At 41.9% G+C, this 18,886-nt stretch carries 17 protein-coding genes and 2 tRNA genes; 7 read left to right on the plus strand and 12 right to left on the minus strand.

Features of this window, described 5'->3' with window-relative positions; all coding sequences use genetic code 11:
- Positions 1–224: 224 nt before the first annotated feature.
- The 4 genes from PCC7418_RS19070 to PCC7418_RS19085 form a co-directional block, all read right to left on the minus strand.
- Positions 225–3,461, minus strand: coding sequence for a tubulin-like doman-containing protein (locus PCC7418_RS19070; protein ID WP_015227822.1), 3,237 nt, complete (start codon positions 3,459–3,461; stop codon positions 225–227).
- Between the two features lie 51 nt (positions 3,462–3,512).
- The gene (locus tag PCC7418_RS19075) at positions 3,513–4,445 is read right to left on the minus strand and encodes a DUF4351 domain-containing protein (RefSeq protein ID WP_015227823.1); all 933 of its coding nucleotides are present in this window, start codon (positions 4,443–4,445) and stop codon (positions 3,513–3,515) included.
- 60 nt (positions 4,446–4,505) lie between these two features.
- Positions 4,506–5,612 carry a vWA domain-containing protein gene (locus PCC7418_RS19080; RefSeq protein ID WP_015227824.1) on the minus strand — a complete coding sequence of 369 codons (1,107 nt, stop codon included), beginning with the start codon at positions 5,610–5,612 and terminating at the stop codon, positions 4,506–4,508.
- A 147-nt stretch (positions 5,613–5,759) separates the two neighbouring features.
- Positions 5,760–5,960: a hypothetical protein gene (locus tag PCC7418_RS19085; protein WP_015227825.1), complete on the minus strand. Its 201-nt coding sequence runs from the start codon at positions 5,958–5,960 to the stop codon at positions 5,760–5,762.
- A gap of 81 nt (positions 5,961–6,041) precedes the next feature.
- On the opposite strand from PCC7418_RS19085, the gene PCC7418_RS19090 reads away from it, so the two are divergent.
- Positions 6,042–6,251: a hypothetical protein gene (locus tag PCC7418_RS19090; RefSeq protein WP_015227826.1), complete on the plus strand. Its 210-nt coding sequence runs from the start codon at positions 6,042–6,044 to the stop codon at positions 6,249–6,251.
- On the opposite strand, the gene PCC7418_RS19095 is transcribed toward PCC7418_RS19090, so the two are convergent.
- Both PCC7418_RS19095 and psbA read right to left on the minus strand, forming a co-directional pair.
- Positions 6,248–7,117 carry a fructosamine kinase family protein gene (locus tag PCC7418_RS19095; protein ID WP_015227827.1) on the minus strand — a complete coding sequence of 290 codons (870 nt, stop codon included), beginning with the start codon at positions 7,115–7,117 and terminating at the stop codon, positions 6,248–6,250. The two genes, PCC7418_RS19090 and PCC7418_RS19095, sit on opposite strands and share 4 nt — an antisense overlap.
- An 83-nt stretch (positions 7,118–7,200) precedes the next feature.
- On the minus strand, positions 7,201–8,283 hold the full coding sequence (gene psbA, locus PCC7418_RS19100; protein WP_015226715.1) for a photosystem II q(b) protein: 1,083 nt from the start codon (positions 8,281–8,283) through the stop codon (positions 7,201–7,203).
- 208 nt (positions 8,284–8,491) lie between these two features.
- On the opposite strand from psbA, the gene PCC7418_RS19105 reads away from it, so the two are divergent.
- Together PCC7418_RS19105 and ppc are read left to right on the plus strand one after the other, a co-directional pair.
- Positions 8,492–8,701 carry a hypothetical protein gene (locus PCC7418_RS19105; protein ID WP_015227828.1) on the plus strand — a complete coding sequence of 70 codons (210 nt, stop codon included), beginning with the start codon at positions 8,492–8,494 and terminating at the stop codon, positions 8,699–8,701.
- 158 nt (positions 8,702–8,859) lie between these two features.
- Entirely contained in the window at positions 8,860–11,901 is a 3,042-nt protein-coding gene (gene ppc / locus PCC7418_RS19110; protein WP_015227829.1) for a phosphoenolpyruvate carboxylase, read from the plus strand.
- Between the two features lie 106 nt (positions 11,902–12,007).
- On the opposite strand, the gene PCC7418_RS19115 is transcribed toward ppc, so the two are convergent.
- From PCC7418_RS19115 to PCC7418_RS19125, 3 genes are all read right to left on the minus strand, one after another.
- Positions 12,008–12,439: a peptidylprolyl isomerase gene (locus PCC7418_RS19115; RefSeq protein WP_015227830.1), complete on the minus strand. Its 432-nt coding sequence runs from the start codon at positions 12,437–12,439 to the stop codon at positions 12,008–12,010.
- A gap of 18 nt (positions 12,440–12,457) precedes the next feature.
- Entirely contained in the window at positions 12,458–12,658 is a 201-nt protein-coding gene (gene rpsU, locus PCC7418_RS19120) for a 30S ribosomal protein S21 (RefSeq protein WP_015227831.1), read from the minus strand.
- 492 nt (positions 12,659–13,150) lie between these two features.
- Positions 13,151–14,029 carry an alpha/beta fold hydrolase gene (locus tag PCC7418_RS19125; protein WP_015227832.1) on the minus strand — a complete coding sequence of 293 codons (879 nt, stop codon included), beginning with the start codon at positions 14,027–14,029 and terminating at the stop codon, positions 13,151–13,153.
- Between the two features lie 334 nt (positions 14,030–14,363).
- On the opposite strand from PCC7418_RS19125, the gene PCC7418_RS19130 reads away from it, so the two are divergent.
- Both PCC7418_RS19130 and PCC7418_RS19135 read left to right on the plus strand, forming a co-directional pair.
- The gene (locus tag PCC7418_RS19130; RefSeq protein WP_015227833.1) at positions 14,364–14,888 is read left to right on the plus strand and encodes a GNAT family N-acetyltransferase; all 525 of its coding nucleotides are present in this window, start codon (positions 14,364–14,366) and stop codon (positions 14,886–14,888) included.
- 66 nt (positions 14,889–14,954) lie between these two features.
- Positions 14,955–15,028: transfer RNA gene (locus tag PCC7418_RS19135), tRNA-Pro, on the plus strand.
- Between the two features lie 196 nt (positions 15,029–15,224).
- On the opposite strand, the gene PCC7418_RS19140 is transcribed toward PCC7418_RS19135, so the two are convergent.
- A complete protein-coding gene (locus PCC7418_RS19140; RefSeq protein WP_015227834.1) occupies positions 15,225–16,016 on the minus strand; it encodes a DUF2993 domain-containing protein in 792 nt (263 codons plus the stop codon).
- 424 nt (positions 16,017–16,440) lie between these two features.
- Here PCC7418_RS19140 and PCC7418_RS19145 point away from each other — a divergent pair, with 424 nt between their 5' ends.
- A complete protein-coding gene (locus PCC7418_RS19145; protein WP_015227835.1) occupies positions 16,441–17,289 on the plus strand; it encodes a universal stress protein in 849 nt (282 codons plus the stop codon).
- A 121-nt stretch (positions 17,290–17,410) separates the two neighbouring features.
- Here the strand turns inward: PCC7418_RS19145 and PCC7418_RS19150 are convergent.
- Positions 17,411–17,483 (minus strand) — tRNA-His (locus PCC7418_RS19150).
- A 76-nt stretch (positions 17,484–17,559) separates the two neighbouring features.
- Here PCC7418_RS19150 and PCC7418_RS19155 point away from each other — a divergent pair.
- Positions 17,560–17,946, plus strand: coding sequence for a DUF4359 domain-containing protein (locus PCC7418_RS19155; protein WP_015227836.1), 387 nt, complete (start codon positions 17,560–17,562; stop codon positions 17,944–17,946).
- Between the two features lie 4 nt (positions 17,947–17,950).
- Here the strand turns inward: PCC7418_RS19155 and PCC7418_RS19160 are convergent, their stop codons facing one another.
- Positions 17,951–18,736 carry a PD-(D/E)XK nuclease family protein gene (locus PCC7418_RS19160; RefSeq protein WP_015227837.1) on the minus strand — a complete coding sequence of 262 codons (786 nt, stop codon included), beginning with the start codon at positions 18,734–18,736 and terminating at the stop codon, positions 17,951–17,953.
- Between the last annotated feature and the right edge of the window lie 150 nt (positions 18,737–18,886).

Below are 18,886 nucleotides of genomic sequence, written 5' to 3' on the forward strand. Positions count from 1 at the left end.
TAGATAGTTAATTGGAGAGGTATTAGAAACAATAATCACTGTCTGTATAAAAGGTTGCGAATTGCTCAAAGCGAGTCGGTGGATGTTCATGGTACGTGGTTCATTGATTAACAACCAACAAATAACAAAGAACAAAGAACCAAAATTTAGAATGTACCTCATGAGATTGGGAAGTGCTATAATTCTATTCCAAGTGTCTGTTTCTCTAATGATTTAAATTTCAACTAAAGTCCTAAGAGTTTTCGTTTGGCTGCTTTAAATTCTTCTTCGTCAAGAAGACCTCTTTCTTTCATGTTAACTAACCTTTCTAAGGGATCTAATCCTTGATTTTCCTCAATGATTTCTGCGTCTTCTACTGCTTCTGTTTCATCAACGGATGAGGATGCTTTATCTCCTTCAATAACTCGTGAGGTATTTTGAGACACAAGAGAGGTTTGGATTTCTCTTTCTATCCGTTTGCGAAATCGTTCTAAAACTCCTTCTTGAAAGGGAGTTTCTAGTGTTCCTTCAACTCCGATTAAAGTGTCACGATAGGGATAATTGGGGTTGGTATCGGGAAGATGATCGACAAATTGAACAAACTGCTGAAACTTGGGACGATAATTTTGTTCCCATTGTGATGGCTGTTTTTTTATACTCGCAATGGTTTCTTCTAAAAGGTTTCTCAGAGTATTTGTCATGTCAGTTTGACGATAAAGGGTTTCTAAGGCTTGTTCCCAAATTGGACTCAGAGAAGCTGCTTTTTCATACCCTCGCATTTGATCATAATAAGTAAATTCTAAGTTTTCTGTTTCGATGTTTTCAGATAGCAGTTGTAAGGCTAAGGCTGGATAGAAAATATCTTGTAAGTCTTGTAAGGTGTTCGCATCAGGAGGAATGATATCGGTGAAGGTCATTTGTGCGTCATTATGAAGAAACTCTTTTGTCGAGGAATTCGCTTTTACATAATGTTTCCTCATTTGGTCTAACCCTTCAATTAATCGTAAGGGAAACCCTGCATATTCACTAACAAGGACAATCTCATCTTCGGCTTGAGTGGGTTTAATCTGTGAGTCTGGAATTGCTAAATCGTTGTAGAGAATATCTTTGAATTGTTGAACTTCAATTTCGTCAGCATCTTTGAAACCGATAATTTTTGCACTTTTGGCGGAGTCATCAACGTAATGGGGATCAGCTTTATTCAGTTTTAATAAGGGTTGCGCTTGTTGTAAGATTTGATTGAGGCGAATAGAACGTTCTGAACCGCGATAGTTTTGTAAAAAACGTTTAATCACTGAGTTAACGACGGTTAAACTACGGCGACCAAATAATCCATCAACGGCTTGATAAATGAATCTTTGTAAACTTTGTTCGTCGAAATAATCTTGTTCGATTAAGTTCATCAAACAAGGTTCTTCTCCTAAGTTCTCTGTAATTTTATCGGTTACTGACACTAACCGATCGCGCATCTCTCCCGATGGTAATAAGATCTCACAACACTGTTGAATATCTTCATCATTAAAGATAGCCTCTCCACTCATTTCATCAAAGTTCAGTTGTTTTAATTCTGATTCTTCTTGTTGATAGTCTCCTCTTAAACTGTCAACGGTTCGCGCTAAACTAGAAACCTCGTGCGATCGCGCTTGAACATACTCTTGTAAGGCTTTAACAATTTTCAATGCTTCCTGATTTAAAGCCAGTTCAAAGTTTTCGCGAATTAATTTACTCACTTTCTGTAACGCGCTTCTGGCTTCCTCTTGAATTTTACTGGTTTTATTCCCAAATAGCTTAAACTTCTGTTCAATTTCGTCGATTTCTTCTTTCGCATTCTCCCACACTTTCTCCACTTCATCCGCAGTGGAAAACTGTTTAGACTGTCGGATCTGTTCTTCTAAATTCTGTTGATAACTGTTTAATTCTGTCAGTAAGGCTTGTAACCATTCTCGACTCACCCGCAAAGAAAAGTTAGGATTACTCGGGGTTAGCAAACTGATTAAAAATCGATCAATATCTGTCTGTAAGGTTTCGATCAGTTTTGGTTGTGCTTGTTTCACACGAGTGATCCATTCTCCTCTGACGCTTTCGGTTTCTCCTGGTTGGACTTTCCGAAACTCTTGTTTAAACTCTCTGGGGAGTTGCTGATATAACGCAGCGCGATCGTCTTGTTTTTTCGCATTATCATGAATCGCTTTTTCTAACTTATTGCGCCAAGTTTTAAAGCGATCTGCAAAACTATATTTTCCCGCTCGGCTTTCTTCTCGTAAACGGGCGGTAAAGTAATCCTTTTTATTAACATTTTCATGCCAATTCGCCCCCATAATAAACTGTTCTAATAAATTATTGATATCAGGGCTTTGTCCTTCTCCATTTAACCAAAACTCAAGTAGATTTAAACTAATTCGATTTAAAGCAATTTGCACAATCCGATCGCGCGGAAAATAAATTGCTGCTAAACCAAACGTCAAATACCCTTGCATATTATGACGAGGATGCTGATCCCAACTAATGAGATGACCCAAGAAATTATCTCGCATTCCAGTCATCACTGGGGCTAATTCACTAGAGAATTCTAAACCAATCTTACGAGCAATAACGTTACATAATTTACGTTGTTCTAAAATAGAATATTCGCCACCTGTTTCACTAGAAACCAAATAAGTATAATCAAAAGGCGCACGTTTTTCTTCAACCCAAACTAAGTTCTGTGGATCATAAACCGCTTGAAATTGACTTCCTGGTGTGCTGTAATGATTTAATTCTTTTAAGGCTGCATAAGTATTCGCATTCTGACTGGGGTTATTTCCATATAAGGTGGGACTAATTACTAAATAGCCAAAGAGTTGCGCCCCTTGATCGCCGTAATTTTGACGCAAACTATAAGCGGTATCTAAAATCATTCCGCTACCAGTTCCCCCACATAAAGACCCAATGACAAAAATATGTAATCCTGGTTCTAAATAAAGTCCTTTTTGTAATAATTTTGCTTCATGTCCTCTCGTCCGTTTTTCGGCGGTTTCTATGGCTTTTTTGATGTTTAAATAGTTATGGAAAAAAGCTAATCTTCCCACAGGACGAATCCCTTTTGCGCCATCTTCCACGGCTTTAATATTTTTCAGCAGTTGTGGGGGAAACCAACGACCAATATGATCATAAGGACTGGGACGATCGGATTGATTTCTTTGTTCTAATCCTTGGACAAAATTAGTGACTTCTTTACTATTCATGGTTGCAGAAACTTTTTCTGAATCCTTAAAACTTAAGGAAACGCCATGATAAGTATTCCCCGTGCGTAACCCTGAACTTTGGGCTGCACTTTTATCGGTGTCAATATGAACAAAACTAACAATAGGAAGTTCATTTAAATCGCCATAACGGTCAATAATTAACCGCCGTAATTGCATTAAAACATTCTTTCCAGTTCCGCCCAAACCAATACAGATGGTTCGTTTAACGCCTTGTAAGTTTCTTTCTTTTGTTTGCATAATTGGGTTTGATTGTTGATTAGTTTAGTTTAAATTTATAATCAGTTCAGTTTAATGTTGCTGTAGCCATTGCTCTAAATCTTCAACAGAATCAAAGTCTAATAAAGCCTCTGCTAAATCTTCTAGCTGAGTTAAAGTAAGGTCATTAATCGCACTTTCTAACTCTGGGGTAATTTTTCCCACTCGTCTTGAAATTAATCTTAAAACAAGAGTGATTGCTTCTCCTTTTTGTCCTTGTTCAATTCCTTGTTCAATTCCTTGTTCCATCCAACTGGTTACAATTTCCATGACTTCCTCCTGTTGTTGGGGTTGAAAATTTTTGATATAACTTTGAAATATTTCTTCTTCTTGTGATGAGAGGCGAAGATAACTATCTACAAATCCTGAAATCAGTTTCATTTTAGCAGGATTTAATTTTAAGGTCGCTAATAAGCGTAAACATTCCGCTTTGACTTGCGCCCTTTCCTCTGGCTGAATCTGCATTTTTGCCATTAAAGCTGCAGCAACGGGGTTTTCTTGTCTTAAGAAGTCTCGCCAGTTTAAGCGGTTTAGTTGTACCACCCGATAGTTAAATTCTAAAACTTTGAAATCGGGAAATTCCACTTGATGAGCATTTGCTTCTTCTCGTTTCGGTTTCTCATAGGAAAATAAAGCAATGGGATAAATGGGAATGTAGTATTTTTCATATAGGCGAGCAAAGTAACGAAACATTCTCCGACTAAATTCAGTTTGAGACGAAGATTGGACTTCGATATGAATCAGAAAAAAAGAGTCTTCTCCTTGAAAACGAACTTGGGCGACTAAATCGGCTTTATGTTCTTCGCCAGAGGTGACATCGGTAAAGACTTCTTTATCTAAAAACTTGAGTGTTTTCGGTTCTAAGTAATGGGTCACTTCTGGAAAAAATAACTCTACGAACTCTAAGAAAAAAGTAGATAAGAGTTCTTTGAAAAGACGATCATGATTGATATTGGGAGTGGTCATTGTCTAGATGGTATTGAGCAAAGGGTTAATAATTTGGGTTTTTAGTCCAAAGAATAACTTTCATTTTTCAACTTTAATCATAAACTCAAAATCTTTTCCCTGATCTTGTGGACAGTTTAAGCGGAAACGTTTTTTTGTGATTTCGATACGCCTCTTCACTGCTTGATCTTGATAAAACAAGGGTAAATTCTGGGTTGGAATTAAATACAGTTTATTGCGTTTGCGTTCGATATATCCTCGGACTTCTTCCCCTGAACACTCGATATAATCCACCGCAGCAGAATCATAATCACCAATCGCTAGACGTTGATTACTTTTTAAGGTTTTAATCGCCGATTCATCATCCTCTTCTCCGTCAATTTCTATTTTTAAACTCCATGGTTTTTGCCAACTATACCATAATCCTAACAAGCCTAATCCGAAAAGAATAATTAAAGTTAAGCCTGTTGTGGGAAGCCATAATTGTTGGAGTAAATAACGGTTAACAAAACAGGTTTCTTTTCCACTGGGGGCGGGTGTACAAAATTCTTGAACAGTGGGTTTAATATCAACAATTGTTAATTGATATTGTTCATTATTTTCAGTAGGAATCGTGCGCGATCGCGCTCGTAACGGTAACACTTCTAACCATTGCTTTCGTAACTGACTCTGATTAGAATTAGCTTCTAAAAAAGGACTCTCTGCAGGGGTTTCAATCCAATCTTGTCCTGTTTTTGTGGCTAAGGGTGCATCCGTTAACCACACAACTGCTTGTTCTCGAATTCCTTGGTTTTCAATTAACCGACAGTGATTATTTTGGGCTAAAAACTGATAAACAAATAACTCTGCTTTTTGAATATCTGTGTTGCGCTGATTCAAATCCGTTTGTAACGGTAGCTGATTTAATAATTTTTGAATGTCATCTTTAGTTGTAATTGCAATAGAGTCAGTGAGTTGAACATCACTCGCAAACGGAACAATATAAGCCGTATCTCCTCTTTGTAAGCTATCCCGAATAATTTGTTCAATTCGTAATCTTCCCTGATTATTCAGCCGAACACTACGAGTGACATCAACTGCAAAAACAACATCTCTCCCCTTTCCCCAAGCCGTTAATTGTAAAGCAAACGATTGTAAGGGATGTAGAGATTGAGAACTCGGAGTAACAACAGAAGAACAATTCGCCACAGTTGAATTAAACCATCACATCTGTTGTTAGTGATAACGCAAGTTTGAACAAACGGAAAGGGGTTTCCTGAAAAATGACACAATTTTATCACAAAATAGCAGTGAAATAGATTTACATTGCCATCAAATAGTGATCATATTCATGGTTTACCAACGTTGACGACGGGCGAGTTTAGACAGCAAACCCAGCGCGATCGCGCTGAGAAATAATAAATAGATCATCCCACCAGGAATAAACGTTAAAATCCCGACTCCTCGCAAAATGTAAACAACAATCGTTACTAAAATCAAACCAACGCTTAATCCCAGAAAGAGGTTAGCGTAAGGGGTTGTCGAATTGGACATCATGAATAACCTGCGCTCTAAGCTAAGCTGTGAAAAGAAGAACACTGAGATCTAAAAGTACACCAAAATCAAGAGAGGAGTATCATGCAACCCCAAATTAACTGCGCCGAAGCCTGTGTTAACGGCTGTGTTTTAGGCGATCAATGTCCCCATAAAGAATATGCCACAGAAGCCTCTAAATTTATTAATAATACGTCCCTCGACCAGATGCTAGATATGGCGGAAGAAGCGGTGAGAAAGAAAAAAGCGCAACCCCCAGAACCCACGCAATGGGTGATCCCAGACGATATTTAATCCTTCATTAAACGGTCAATCATACGACTGGCTTGGGAACCATAACCACCACCAAAGAGATTAAAGTGGTTAAGGATATGATAAAGGTTATAAAGGTCTTTGCGCTGTTTGTAACCTGCATCCAGTTCCCAAGCAGCATTATACCCCTGATAAAACGCTGCGGGAAAACCGCCAAACAATTCACTCATTGCAATATCCACCTCGCGATCGCCGTAATAGGTCGCTGGATCGAGAATAACCGGTTCTCCCTCTTTTGTCACCGCAGCATTTCCACCCCATAAATCGCCGTGAACTAAAGACGGTTGCGGATGATGATCCGCTAAAACTTCTCGCACTTTCTCCACCACTTTTTTCGTATCGGGATAGTTTCCTCCTCTTCGTTTTGCTAACCGGACCTGATAGCCAATGCGATGTTCTGCAAAAAAATCAGCCCAATTGTCCATCCAAGTATTAATTTGAGGGGTAGAACCAATGGTATTATTACGATGCCACCCGAATTGTTCGGCTACTCCTTTGCGGTGCATTTCGGCTAACTGTTCTCCCATCGCTTCCCAAACTTGAGAACCGCCACCGCGTCCAAATTCTAACCATTCCATGACAATATAAGCAGCATTATCAGTTGTTCCCCAACAAATGGGCTGAGGGATGCGAATGGTGTGGGTGTCATACATTTCTTTTAATCCCACCGCTTCTGCTGCAAACATTTCATATTCGGAAGCACTATTAAACTTCAGAAAATAGGTCTCGGTTCCATCGGTAATGGCGTAGCTTTGATTAATGGAACCCCCGCCGACTGAACGCCGATCTTTAATCTCAAAGGGTTTTCCTGTCGCTTGGGAAATTTCTTTTGCAATCTCTGTCCACATGAGTTTTTATCCTTTTCCGTAAGACAAAAAATACCCCCTCCAAAAGGAAGGGGTGAAACTGATTGAGCTATCTTATTTGAAGATTAGCCGTTGATTTCAGGTGCTTGCATCGCAACGGGAGTCGCTTCACCAGCAGCTAAGTCTAAGGGGAAGTTGTGCGCGTTACGTTCGTGCATGACTTCAAATCCTAAGTTAGCGCGGTTTAATACGTCCGCCCAAGTGTTGATGACACGACCTTGGCTGTCAAGGATGGATTGGTTGAAGTTGAATCCGTTGAGGTTAAATGCCATGGTGCTGATTCCTAAAGCAGTGAACCAGATGCCAACCACGGGCCATGCTGCTAAGAAGAAGTGTAAGCTACGGCTGTTGTTGAAGCTCGCATATTGGAAGATGAGACGACCGAAGTAGCCGTGTGCTGCAACAATGTTGTAAGTTTCTTCTTCTTGTCCGAATTTGTAGCCGTTGTTTTGGCTTTCGTTTTCTGTGGTCTCGCGAACTAAGCTGGAAGTGACGAGAGAACCGTGCATAGCGGAGAATAATGCGCCACCGAAGACACCTGCTACACCGAGCATGTGGAAGGGGTGCATGAGGATGTTGTGCTCAGCTTGGAACACGAACATGAAGTTGAAAGTACCACTGATTCCTAAGGGCATTCCGTCGGAGAAAGAACCTTGTCCGATGGGATAGATTAAGAAAACTGCGGTTGCTGCTGCAACGGGTGCGGAGAACGCAACGCAAATCCAAGGGCGCATTCCGAGACGGTAGGAAAGTTCCCACTCACGTCCGAGGTAGCAGAAAACTCCGATTAAGAAGTGGAATGCGATTAACTGGTAAGGTCCACCGTTGTAGAGCCATTCATCTAAGGATGCTGCTTCCCAGATGGGATAGAAGTGAAGTCCGATCGCGTTGGAGGAGGGAACAACTGCACCAGAGATGATGTTGTTTCCGTAGAGTAAAGAACCAGCGACAGGCTCACGGATTCCGTCGATGTCAACGGGAGGCGCTGCGATGAACGCGATAATGAAGCAGGTGGTTGCGGTTAAGAGGGTGGGGATCATGAGAACGCCGAACCAGCCAATGTAAAGGCGGTTGTCGGTGCTGGTGACCCACTGGCAAAACCGTTCCCAGATATTCTGGCTTTGTTGTTGCTGTAAAGTGGTTGTCATTTTGGATATAAGTCCGTTTGGTTTGAATGATAATGATATGATCGGGCTTGATTAAAGCCTTGATACAACTATATTGCTTATCTTGATGAAATGTCAAGTTTTGTAAATTAGATTTATTTATTAAGCTAATAAGTTAAACTGATGTTGAATAAAAAACCGAAAAACCTCGATAATAATAGAAGAACACTAAAGCAAAAGTGAGAGTGTAATGGCAAGCCCTGTCAAGCAAGAGCAACAAGCACAACTGGATCTAGCCCTTAGTTTATTAACCGTTCCTTTCTTAGCTGGGATGGTGGGAGCGCGATCGCTGCAAGAAGGCTTAATTAGCCTTGGTGAAGCCAGTGAAGAGGTATTTCGCGGTCATCGTTTGCCGATTCTTCATCTTCAGCAACAATCTGAGATAGAAATTAAACAATAAAAAACTAAATTGTAACTATCCACTGCGGGAGAGAATGGGTATAATGACGAGCAGACCAAGATCTGGGGTGTGCAGTGTGATCGAAAAATATGAATTGCTAACGCCTCTCCTAACGTATTAGGTTGGTTGAAATTTCGCCAGTATTATTAAAGAAAATCATGACTTCTCTGTTGCAAGCATTCAGCCAAGACACTAACAACTCCTCCCGTTCTGATACATTTCTCACGGATCGGATTAAGTTGATTGAAGATTTATGGGAATCGGTGTTGAGAGCGGAGTGTGGTCAGGAATTAGTCGATCTATTGCAACAGTTACGATCTATGGGATCACCAGAGGGACAGGCAACGGGATTACCAACTTCTTCTGTCCCCCAACTGATTGAAGATCTTCCCCTCAATGATGCGGTACGAGCAGCCCGTGCTTTTGCCCTCTATTTTCAGTTGATTAATATTGTTGAACAGCACTACGAACAACGAGAGCAACAACTGAATCGCTATTTCAGCCACGATAAAACCGAAAAAGACCTTGCAGAAGGAAACATCAAAGGACAGCAGACCGAAACTGATGCTTCTCACAGTGTTCTCGGTGCACAACTGCTAGAAAAGACCTGGCAAGGTAATTCCACTTATCAGAAAGCGGGAACGTTTGACTGGCTCTTTCCTTACTTAAAAAAATTGAATGTTCCCCCACAACTGATTCAACGCTTACTGAATCAGCTTGATATTCGATTGGTCTTCACGGCTCATCCGACCGAAATCGTTCGCCACACGATTCGGAAAAAACAACGGCGGATGTCTCAGATTTTGCAACATATTGACCAATCCGAAATTGCTGCTCAAAGTTTGGGCTTTCTGGAATCTCCCGAAGCGATTGCAGCCACGGAACAGTTGAAGGAAGAGATCCGTTTGTGGTGGCGCACTGACGAACTCCATCAGTTTAAGCCAGAAGTCCTCGATGAAGTGGATTATGCTTTGCACTATTTCCAAGAAGTTTTATTTGATACGATCCCTCATTTATCAAGTCGTCTGAAACAATCCCTAAATAGTTCTTTTAAGGATTTAAATCCTCCCCAAAATAATTTCTGTCGCTTTGGCTCTTGGGTGGGAGCCGATCGCGATGGCAATCCTTCTGTAACGCCGACGGTGACTTGGGAAACCGCTTGTTATCAACGAGGAATTGTTCTAGAACGGTATTTACAGTCGGTGAAACGATTAAGCACTCTGTTGAGCCTGTCTTTACATTGGAGTGATGTTTTACCAGAATTATTAGAATCTCTGGAGCGCGATCGCGCATTGATGCCAGATGTTTACGAACGGTTATCCATTCGCTATCGTCGAGAGCCCTATCGTCTCAAACTTGCCTACATCGAACAACGGCTAGAACATACGCTCCAGCGCAATCATTTCTTATCTTCCGAACAACAAGCCCCGCGAGAGACCATTGAAAAGAATCGTCAAACAATCTACACCTTTGGCGAAGAGTTCTTAGAAGAATTAAAACTAATTCAACGGAGTTTAACCGAAACTGGACTCACTTGTCGCGATCTCGAACATTTAATCTGTCAAGTGGAAATTTACGGCTTCAACTTAGTTGAACTGGATATGCGCCAAGAGTCTTCTCGCCATTCAGATACAGTTACCGAGATTACAGATTACTTACAACTACTGCCTCAATCTTATAATGATTTATCAGAAGAAGAACGAGTACGATGGCTGAGTGAGGAATTACAAACCCGTCGCCCCCTGATTCCAAAAGAACTTCCCTTTTCTGAAAAAACCAAAGAAACCGTTGAAACCTTCCGCCTCTTAAAACAACTGCAACAAGAGTTTGGCTGCGAAGTTTGCCAGACTTACATTATCAGCATGAGTCATCATGTGAGTGACATTTTAGAAGTGTTACTCCTCGCCAAAGAAGCAGGAATTTATGATCCAGCGACGGGGAAATGTAGTTTGCAAGTGGTTCCCCTGTTTGAAACCGTTGATGACTTGCTCAGAGCCCCTTCAGTCATGAAAGCCTTATTTGAGTTGCCCTTGTATCGCGCTTGTCTCGCAGGAGGCTATGGTCAAGAAAATAGCGACGAGTACGATATTCAGGAAGTCATGCTCGGTTATTCTGATAGTAATAAAGATTCAGGCTTCTTAAGCAGCAATTGGGAAATTCATAAGGCTCAAAAAGCTCTGCAAACTCTTGCTCAAGGATACGGGGTTTCTTTGCGGATTTTCCATGGTCGCGGTGGCTCTGTGGGACGAGGGGGAGGACCGACTTATGAGGCGATTTTAGCCCAACCCAGTTCAACCATTAATGGACGGATTAAAATTACCGAACAAGGAGAAGTCGTTGCCTCCAAATACTCCCTTCCTGAGTTAGCTCTCTATCACCTTGAAACGGCAACCACAGCCGTGATTCAAGCGAGTATATTAGGAAGTGGCTTTGATGATATTAATCCCTGGCAGAATATCATGGAACGCCTTGCTGCGCGATCGCGCCAGCATTACCGCGCCTTAATTTACGAAGAACCCGATTTTCTCGACTTTTTCCTGTCCGTTACTCCCATCCAAGAAATTAGCCAACTGCAAATTAGTTCTCGTCCCGCCCGTCGTCAAGGGGGTAAAAAAGACTTAAGCTCCCTGCGTGCGATTCCTTGGGTCTTTAGCTGGACACAAACCCGTTTCCTACTTCCAGCTTGGTATGGGGTGGGAACCGCCCTCCAAGACTTTTTATATCAAGATCAAGAAAGAAGCTGTGAGCAAAATACGAAGCTCCTCCGTTACTTCTACTGGAAATGGCCCTTTTTCCGCATGGTGATTTCCAAAGTAGAAATGACCTTAGCGAAAGTGGATCTGCAAATTGCCCATCATTATCTCAAAGAACTGGCGAACCCTGAAGACTATGAACGCTTTGAACGGATTTTTCAACAAATTTCTGATGAGTATCATCTCACCAGCGAATTAGTCCGTTTAATTACCAACCACGAGAAGTTGCTTGACGGCGATCCAGACTTACAACGTTCTGTCCAACTGCGAAATCGGACCATTGTCCCCTTAGGGTTTTTACAAGTGTCGCTCATTAAACGCCTGCGCCAGTATAGCAACGAAAGTGCTTCTGAGGTCATCCACTTCCGCTACAGCAAGGAAGAATTGCTGCGGGGAGCGTTATTAACCCTGAATGGCATTGCAGCAGGAATGCGGAATACAGGTTAATCTTGACTACAATTGATTTTGTGACTGTGGGGGCGAACTCCTTAATTAAAAAAAGGACGAGCGCATCAAGCATCTCGTCCCCTGAGCATGAATGAAAGGAAGTTAGTTAAGCCGAAACTTTAACCAATTCGATATCAAAGGTTAAATTCTGACCCGCTAGGGGATGATTCGCATCTAGCGTGACTTTAGAATCGGCAACAGCAGTGACCACCACAGGAATTTGCTGACCACTGGGATGCTGGACTTGTAATTGTTGACCCGTTTGCACCTCAATATCTTCTGGAATTTGTTCGCGGTCAACCTCTAAAACCATTTCCGGGCGATGGGGTCCGTAGGCTTCTTCTGAGGGAATTTCTGCAGTTTTCGATTCTCCCTCATCCATACCAATAACGGCTTGTTCAAACCCTGGGATAATTTGACCTTCACCAATGGCAAATTCTAAAGGTTCACGACCTTCAGAAGAATCAAAGACTGTGCCATCTGCTAACTTCCCAGTATAGTGGACTTGAACAGTGTTGCCCGATTGTGCTTGTACCATGTTACTCCTTATGGAACTCTACTTTTTATTGCGACGATTCCGAAACCGACGACGTTCTCGATGCCGACTGATTTCTTTACGTTTCCGCTTTTCGGCGGGGGTTTCAAAATGCCGATTCTTTTTCATATCGGCAAAAATGCCTGCTTGAGATACTTTACGTTTAAAGCGACGTAAGGCTGACTCTATCTGTTCATTATTGTTGAGAACTACTTTCGTCATCCAATTTTTTACCTAATTTGAAGATTTGAGAGATTACTCGCGCTTAACCAAGTCTATGTTGACGCTCTCTCATCATAATCTTTGATCTGATGGGAGATTCTTGGTTCAACGACACACCTTAAAACTTCCAAGACGGCTCACCTTCGGCTTTGCCATCTCTTTAATCCCAGTGGGCAAGTCTCCCCAAGCGTGGCTTATCCTGTTCGTGTTCGCCTGACACTACAGCGTTGAGGCAGTTTTGATTACTGATACGCTCCTTAGAACGCTAGCGTTTTTAGAGAGGTTTGTCGCGCCTCCTACCACTTAGTTAATTGTACCGCGACTGTCCAGATTCATCTACCCGATAAATTAAAGATTTTGTCGGAGCAAAACTCAGCGTAACCCGATTCTGACAACGGATAGTTAAGTTTTGTTAGCTTTCTCAAGCCTGCTCCTCTTAACTAAAAAAGGCTCGACTACATGCTAACACAAGAAACACCGATGGACAATTTCTCAGTTGATCGTACCATCCACGAGTTGTTGATCGCAGTTCGACAAAATCTCTTCTAAAATTAAAGTCACTTGCTCAGGTTGTTCAATCATGGACATATGACCACAGTTTGGGATTTCAACGACATTATTGCCTTGACATTGGAATAAATGATGAAAACTGGCTAAATGTCCCACATATTTGGGCTCCATGATCAGATCTTTTTCTCCCGCCACAAAATAGACAGGTTGCTTCAGTTGGGAAACCAATTGCGGGAGGCGATGCACTTCTTCCTCTGTGGTTGATTCTAATAATGATCCGACTGCAGCGATCGCGTCGGCTTTCACAAAATCCATCACTCGTTGACGACCCCAGTGACGGGCTAGGGGTTTCGCGACCATGGCACGAGTAAACAGGACATCAATCAGAGGAATATAGGGAAGCCACTGGGGTCGATATTTGATTAATTTTTGTCCTGCTTGACGAAACCGATCAAACTCTTCTTTGAGATATACCCCACCCCCTGCATTGAGACAGATTACCCCTTCTACTTGTTCTTCACAACAGTGAGCAGCCCACAGCGCGATACTCCCCCCCAGAGAGTGACCCACTAACCAGGCTTTTTGAATTTCCAGTTCTTCTAACAGGGTTTTGATGTCATCTGCATAACTCAATAAGCTATATTCATTTTTTTGAGAACTGCTGGCTTGGGAGTCACCAAATCCGCGCAGGTCGTAGCACAGACAAGAATAATTAAGAGAAAGTTTTTGGACTAAAGGCTGCCAATATTGACGACTGAGTAACCAACCGTGAATTAAAACCAGAACTGGCGCATCAGTTTGCGTTTGAGCAGGAAGAAAATCATAGGCGTGAGTTACACCAGAAATATCGATTGAGGGCATAGTTACTGATGTCAACAGTGAGTCTCATCAAGGATCAGGCAGACACAGGACGGATCTGCTTTCTTGGGTTTACAAAACAGCTAACCTTTTTATTATCTTAACTTAGATTTCAGGGATCATAAGGCTTGTTGCCAGTGAATCATCCCTGATGAAACAGAAAATATAGCGTTTCTGAGTCCGTTACCGTACAGCAGTGACCCGTTCCCAAACAACGAAGAACCAAGAACCCAGAACAAATATGTTATGATTTTTAACAGGCTTTTCGAGAAAAAGCTCACTGATTGTAGGGCTTGTCCCCAGTTGGAAACTGACAAATAAGCGACTCGCAGACCGCATGGCATTTTGGAAAAGTTTATTTAATAATAGCTCAAACGCGATCGCGCCTTCATCAACTTCATCAGAGGAAGAGACTTTGCTAAAAAAGGGTGAGACGCAACAAGATACCAAAATTCTTTTTAGTACAACTCGCTCCATTGATTTATACGAATTGGAAGAACTGTGTGATGCTGTTGGGTGGTCTCGTCGCCCCCTGCGGAAAGTGCGTAAAGCAATGCAACACAGCTTTTTAGTGGTATCAATGTGGGAAGAAAAAGGAGCAAGCCGACGTTTAATCGGGTTTGCTCGGGCGACTTCTGATCATGCCTTTAACGCAACGATCTGGGATGTAGTGGTTCATCCCCAAGCCCAAGGAAAAGGGTTAGGTAAAGCTCTGATGAACTATATGATCAAACGTTTGCGCCAAGAGGATATTAGCAATATTACCCTGTTTGCCGATGCAGGGGTTGTCCAATTTTACAATCGTTTGGGCTTTGTTCCTGATCCAGAGGGGATTAAAGGGATGTTTTGGTATCCAGATTAAATATTTCTTCTTCAAAAATTCCCAATTTTGCTTAACCTGAGTTATAATATCTGAGGACTACATTAACGGGATGTAGCGCAGCTTGGTAGCGCGCCTGCTTTGGGAGCAGGATGTCGTAGGTTCAAATCCTGCCATCCCGATTACACAAAATCCAGTCAGAGAGCCATCTGTAAGGGAACACGAGACTGAAAGTTTCAGCTTATGCCCAGATTGTAGCTGGGTTTGGTAATGGGTAGCCTAAGCCTCTTGCTGTATATGTTCCATAGCGGTTAGAGGACGCATCAAATAACGGCTAAACTCAATCAGCCGTTATTTCTGATGGTTCTGAAAAGGGGGTTAACCAACTCTTGGAACATGATCGATTTGAGCGTAACCACTAAAGACAAGAGCCTTTCCTTGGGTTTCGAGACGGTTGATACGCATTTTCACCCCATCGAGATTAAACCGATCTAAATCAATCATGTTATTTAGAATCTCTCCAAGGACTTCTGTGAGCTTTTCACTGGTTGCGCGATGCTCTTGTGGGACATGATCTGCTTGAAACTGAACGTTTTTAAATAAGAGTTTCCGTCTCCGCTCTAAGCCAAGGGTACAAATGAGACTCACAGGAATCACTCCAGCTTGTCCTAAGTTAGCATTTGCCTCGAGTTGGACTTGATTTTGCGCCAATAACGTTAAACTAATGTCAGTAAACGAAACGGGATCGCCGTTAGACAACTCAGTTAAACTTTCCGCAGTGAGGTTTTCTAGGCGTTTTCTCACTAATTCTGCTTTGAAGGCAGTGTTGATGTCTTCTTCTAACAGTTTAACTTGCGCGATCGCCTGTGTGGGCTGTTTTAGGGCGATTTTACCTTTTAAGGCTGAACTAAAGTTAATAGCAACGGCATCGGTTTCAAACCACATTTCCTCAGTGCGAAACGCTTTCCGAATAACTAACCCTTTCCCACTCATATCAAAGCTATCAATACTCCCCTGCAAAAGTTTGCTGGAGGGATGACAGCGTACCTTCACCTTTAAATCATCACAGCGCGTAAACAGGTGGCGAAGAGTATTCGTTGCAACACTATTGAGAAGATTTTCTCCCCAATCACTACCCTTATTTTGAAAATCGGCTAAGCCACCAATCATGAAAACCTCCGTTGTGAAAACTAAAATTGTACAGAAGCTGTTATTGACATCTGTACAAGACAGGAAAGGAACAATGTCTATGCGCGTTTTTCACGGTAGTAAAAACAGGCTTTTTGGTTAGAAATCCTGTCAAAACTATGTTTAAGGGCGCTGAGTCCTCACCAAATTGCACTTGAGCTTTAAATTTGAGAGTCCCTTCTGTTGTAACAAAATATTAAGCAGACGGCAATCGATCTTGATAAAAACCTTAAATCGGTTTGATGAGACTTTTCAATCAGGTTGAGACCTCAGAGGAGTTTTAAGAGTCATTACGGTTGGCAAAGCAGGGACTCCCTAATCGTGGTATTGGTAAATATGAGAGGCTAAAGTCCTTGCTCAGTTTAGCTTGATCAGTTTGTAATCAATTGGGAGGGGAAATGGAACTATGCTTAACAAAATTTTGCTAGCAGATTCGGGTACGGGACATTCGGAAGAAATGTTGCAGTATTTGTTAGAACTGCCATCTTTGAAAAATGCTTCGATTACGATTTTGCACGTTGTTCCCCCACAAACAACCAGTGAAGCAATGATGGAAAAATGGGAAGAAGGGGGAAAAGTTGTTGCTGGGGCGATCCAACGGATGCACCTTGATCCAACGCAAGTTTCGACAGTTTTACGTCAAGGTGACCCAAAAACAACGGTTTGCGAAATCGCCGAAGAAATGGAAGCTGACCTGATTATTATGGGGTCACGGGGCTTAAAACGTTTAGAGTCCATTTTAGAAAACTCTGTTAGTCAATACGTTTTTCAACTGTCCACACGCCCGATGTTGCTGGTGAAAGATGATATTTATGTAACGCGGTTAAAACGGATTATGGTGGCTGTGGATCAGTCGGCTGATTCTCAGTATTGTTTGGAGTTAGCCTTGTTCCTGTTAAGAGATATTCCTTCTGGTCAGTTGTTACTGGTACAGGTTGATCCTTCAATGGAGAAAAATGAGGTGCTATCTGGTGAGGAAGCTAACAAAACTGCTGTTCTTACCCCCGCGATCGAGCAAGCCAAACGACAAGGGGTCAACTACAAAGGGATCGTCACTGGGGGGAAACCAGGGCCAACTTTATGTGAACTCGCAGAAGAAAACAAGGTTGATTTATTGATGCTGGGCTCTCCAGAACGTCGTCCTACAGTTGCTAGAAGTTTACCCGATTTAGATCGGTTATTGGGAACTTCCCTGTCTGACTATGTTCGAGTTTATGCTAACTGTCCTGTGTTATTAGGGCGCAGAGTGGATTAATAAGCAATCATTGGTCTATAACTCCTGTCAAGCTAGAGTTTGACGGGAGCTTTGATCATCCTTAACGATTTCGCATCTGAAAGTATTCTGAAGAATTTAGAACTTGGCTCAAATCTATTAGGGCGAACGATGGGACTCGAACCCACGAATGGCGGAACCACAATCCGCTGCCTTAACCACTTGGCTACGCTCGCCATAATTTACTCAAATTATTCTAACATGGTAGGCACAAGGGGTGTCAACCCAGTTGCGATTTTCAACGGAGATTTTATGAAACTCAAACCTTGGGAAATTAGCATTCTTATTAGTAGTATTGCAGTTCTTGGTGTGGGAAGTGCCATGGCAATAACTAATCCTCGCCGTCAAGCCTACCAAACCTATGCAGCAGAAAAGATGAGTGTTTATATCAAAGAAGAAGTTTGTGCAGATGCTCCGAAAACCTTAGGCGATTTTTTAGAACGTCAATGTAATAAACTCGTTGATAGCGGACAAAAGCCACTGCAAGAGATGATTGCAGAATCCACAGAGAGGCACAACTATTTTTTATTTAGTATTTACGAAACCAATTTATCTGTGATGACAGGCTTACCAAGCTACCAGTTTAAAACTATTGGTGCTTTTCAGAACTTTTGGACTTATGAAAGTCAAAAACAATAAGCCTTTAAATCGTTTCCTCTTCCACTTCTGAGAAACAAACTTGATTCAGATCGAGGTAACGCTGACAAGGAAGAGTAAATGGACAGTTGAAACAATACCCTTTTTGAGGTTCTACCTGGGGAAAGAGCACCTTATTTTTTTGATAGTTTTTACGATCAAATTCCAGTTGTGTCAGCAGTTGATTGAGTTCTTGTTCTGTGGTTTCATGCTGAGCTTGATTGTAAGAAAAAGTAAGAGAAGTCGGTTTCTGGGGAACACTAATAAACCAATAAGTCAATTGAATTTTTTCGGGAGGATAGTTTGAGGTTTCCGCTAAAAGATATTGGTATAAACGAGTTTGCCAATGCTTAGCTAAGGTGGCTCGATTCTGCGGTTGCGGATAGGTTTTCCAATCAATAATTTGTGCTTGGTTTTCGCTTAAAATGAGTAAGTCGTAAATACCAATTAGTAAAAAATTTCCTTTGCGAATGGTTCGCCGATGTTCGGCTTGTCGCCAAGTGTGGGGCTGGGGATCAACTACCTTAGGAGCGACTTCAGCAAGAGATCGGAAAGATTGGGCTAAGGGAGGATCTGCTGCTAAAATTCGTTCTATAGGTAAGCCTAGCTCTCGCTGCTGCATAAAATGATGAAAGCGATTCCCTAGTGTTAATTCACTTTGACGTTGGGCAAGACAAGGAGAGGTGAACTGTTCTAGATAGGTATATTGAAATTTTCTGGGGCAGGTTGAGAGTAAGTTCAGATGATTTTGAGAAAGTTGCCAGATCGTTGCGTTTGTGTCGTCTAATGCCATTTTTCAGCTATGGGATGATCTGAAAGACATTTTAAAGCGCCAGTCTTCAGAAAACTAAAGTTGGATGCGCGATACCTGATGACACGAGTTCTCGCTCTTTAATCGAGGGAGGCGGTGAGGATAATCCCGTGTCGTCTATGTGTAGCATGA

Source organism: Halothece sp. PCC 7418, from assembly GCF_000317635.1.
Classification (GTDB): domain Bacteria; phylum Cyanobacteriota; class Cyanobacteriia; order Cyanobacteriales; family Rubidibacteraceae; genus Halothece.

Coding starts and splice junctions, on each gene's coding strand:
- PCC7418_RS19070 (WP_015227822.1), bottom strand. CDS start 3,461: ATGCAAACAAAAGAAAGAAACTTACAAGGCGTTAAACGAACCATCTGT.
- PCC7418_RS19075 (WP_015227823.1), bottom strand. CDS start 4,445: ATGACCACTCCCAATATCAATCATGATCGTCTTTTCAAAGAACTCTTA.
- PCC7418_RS19085 (WP_015227825.1), bottom strand. CDS start 5,960: ATGATGTCCAATTCGACAACCCCTTACGCTAACCTCTTTCTGGGATTA.
- PCC7418_RS19090 (WP_015227826.1), top strand. CDS start 6,042: ATGCAACCCCAAATTAACTGCGCCGAAGCCTGTGTTAACGGCTGTGTT.
- PCC7418_RS19095 (WP_015227827.1), bottom strand. CDS start 7,117: ATGTGGACAGAGATTGCAAAAGAAATTTCCCAAGCGACAGGAAAACCC.
- psbA (WP_015226715.1), bottom strand. CDS start 8,283: ATGACAACCACTTTACAGCAACAACAAAGCCAGAATATCTGGGAACGG.
- PCC7418_RS19105 (WP_015227828.1), top strand. CDS start 8,492: ATGGCAAGCCCTGTCAAGCAAGAGCAACAAGCACAACTGGATCTAGCC.
- ppc (WP_015227829.1), top strand. CDS start 8,860: ATGACTTCTCTGTTGCAAGCATTCAGCCAAGACACTAACAACTCCTCC.
- PCC7418_RS19115 (WP_015227830.1), bottom strand. CDS start 12,439: ATGGTACAAGCACAATCGGGCAACACTGTTCAAGTCCACTATACTGGG.
- rpsU (WP_015227831.1), bottom strand. CDS start 12,658: ATGACGAAAGTAGTTCTCAACAATAATGAACAGATAGAGTCAGCCTTA.
- PCC7418_RS19125 (WP_015227832.1), bottom strand. CDS start 14,029: ATGCCCTCAATCGATATTTCTGGTGTAACTCACGCCTATGATTTTCTT.
- PCC7418_RS19130 (WP_015227833.1), top strand. CDS start 14,364: ATGGCATTTTGGAAAAGTTTATTTAATAATAGCTCAAACGCGATCGCG.
- PCC7418_RS19140 (WP_015227834.1), bottom strand. CDS start 16,016: ATGATTGGTGGCTTAGCCGATTTTCAAAATAAGGGTAGTGATTGGGGA.
- PCC7418_RS19145 (WP_015227835.1), top strand. CDS start 16,441: ATGCTTAACAAAATTTTGCTAGCAGATTCGGGTACGGGACATTCGGAA.
- PCC7418_RS19155 (WP_015227836.1), top strand. CDS start 17,560: ATGAAACTCAAACCTTGGGAAATTAGCATTCTTATTAGTAGTATTGCA.
- PCC7418_RS19160 (WP_015227837.1), bottom strand. CDS start 18,736: ATGGCATTAGACGACACAAACGCAACGATCTGGCAACTTTCTCAAAAT.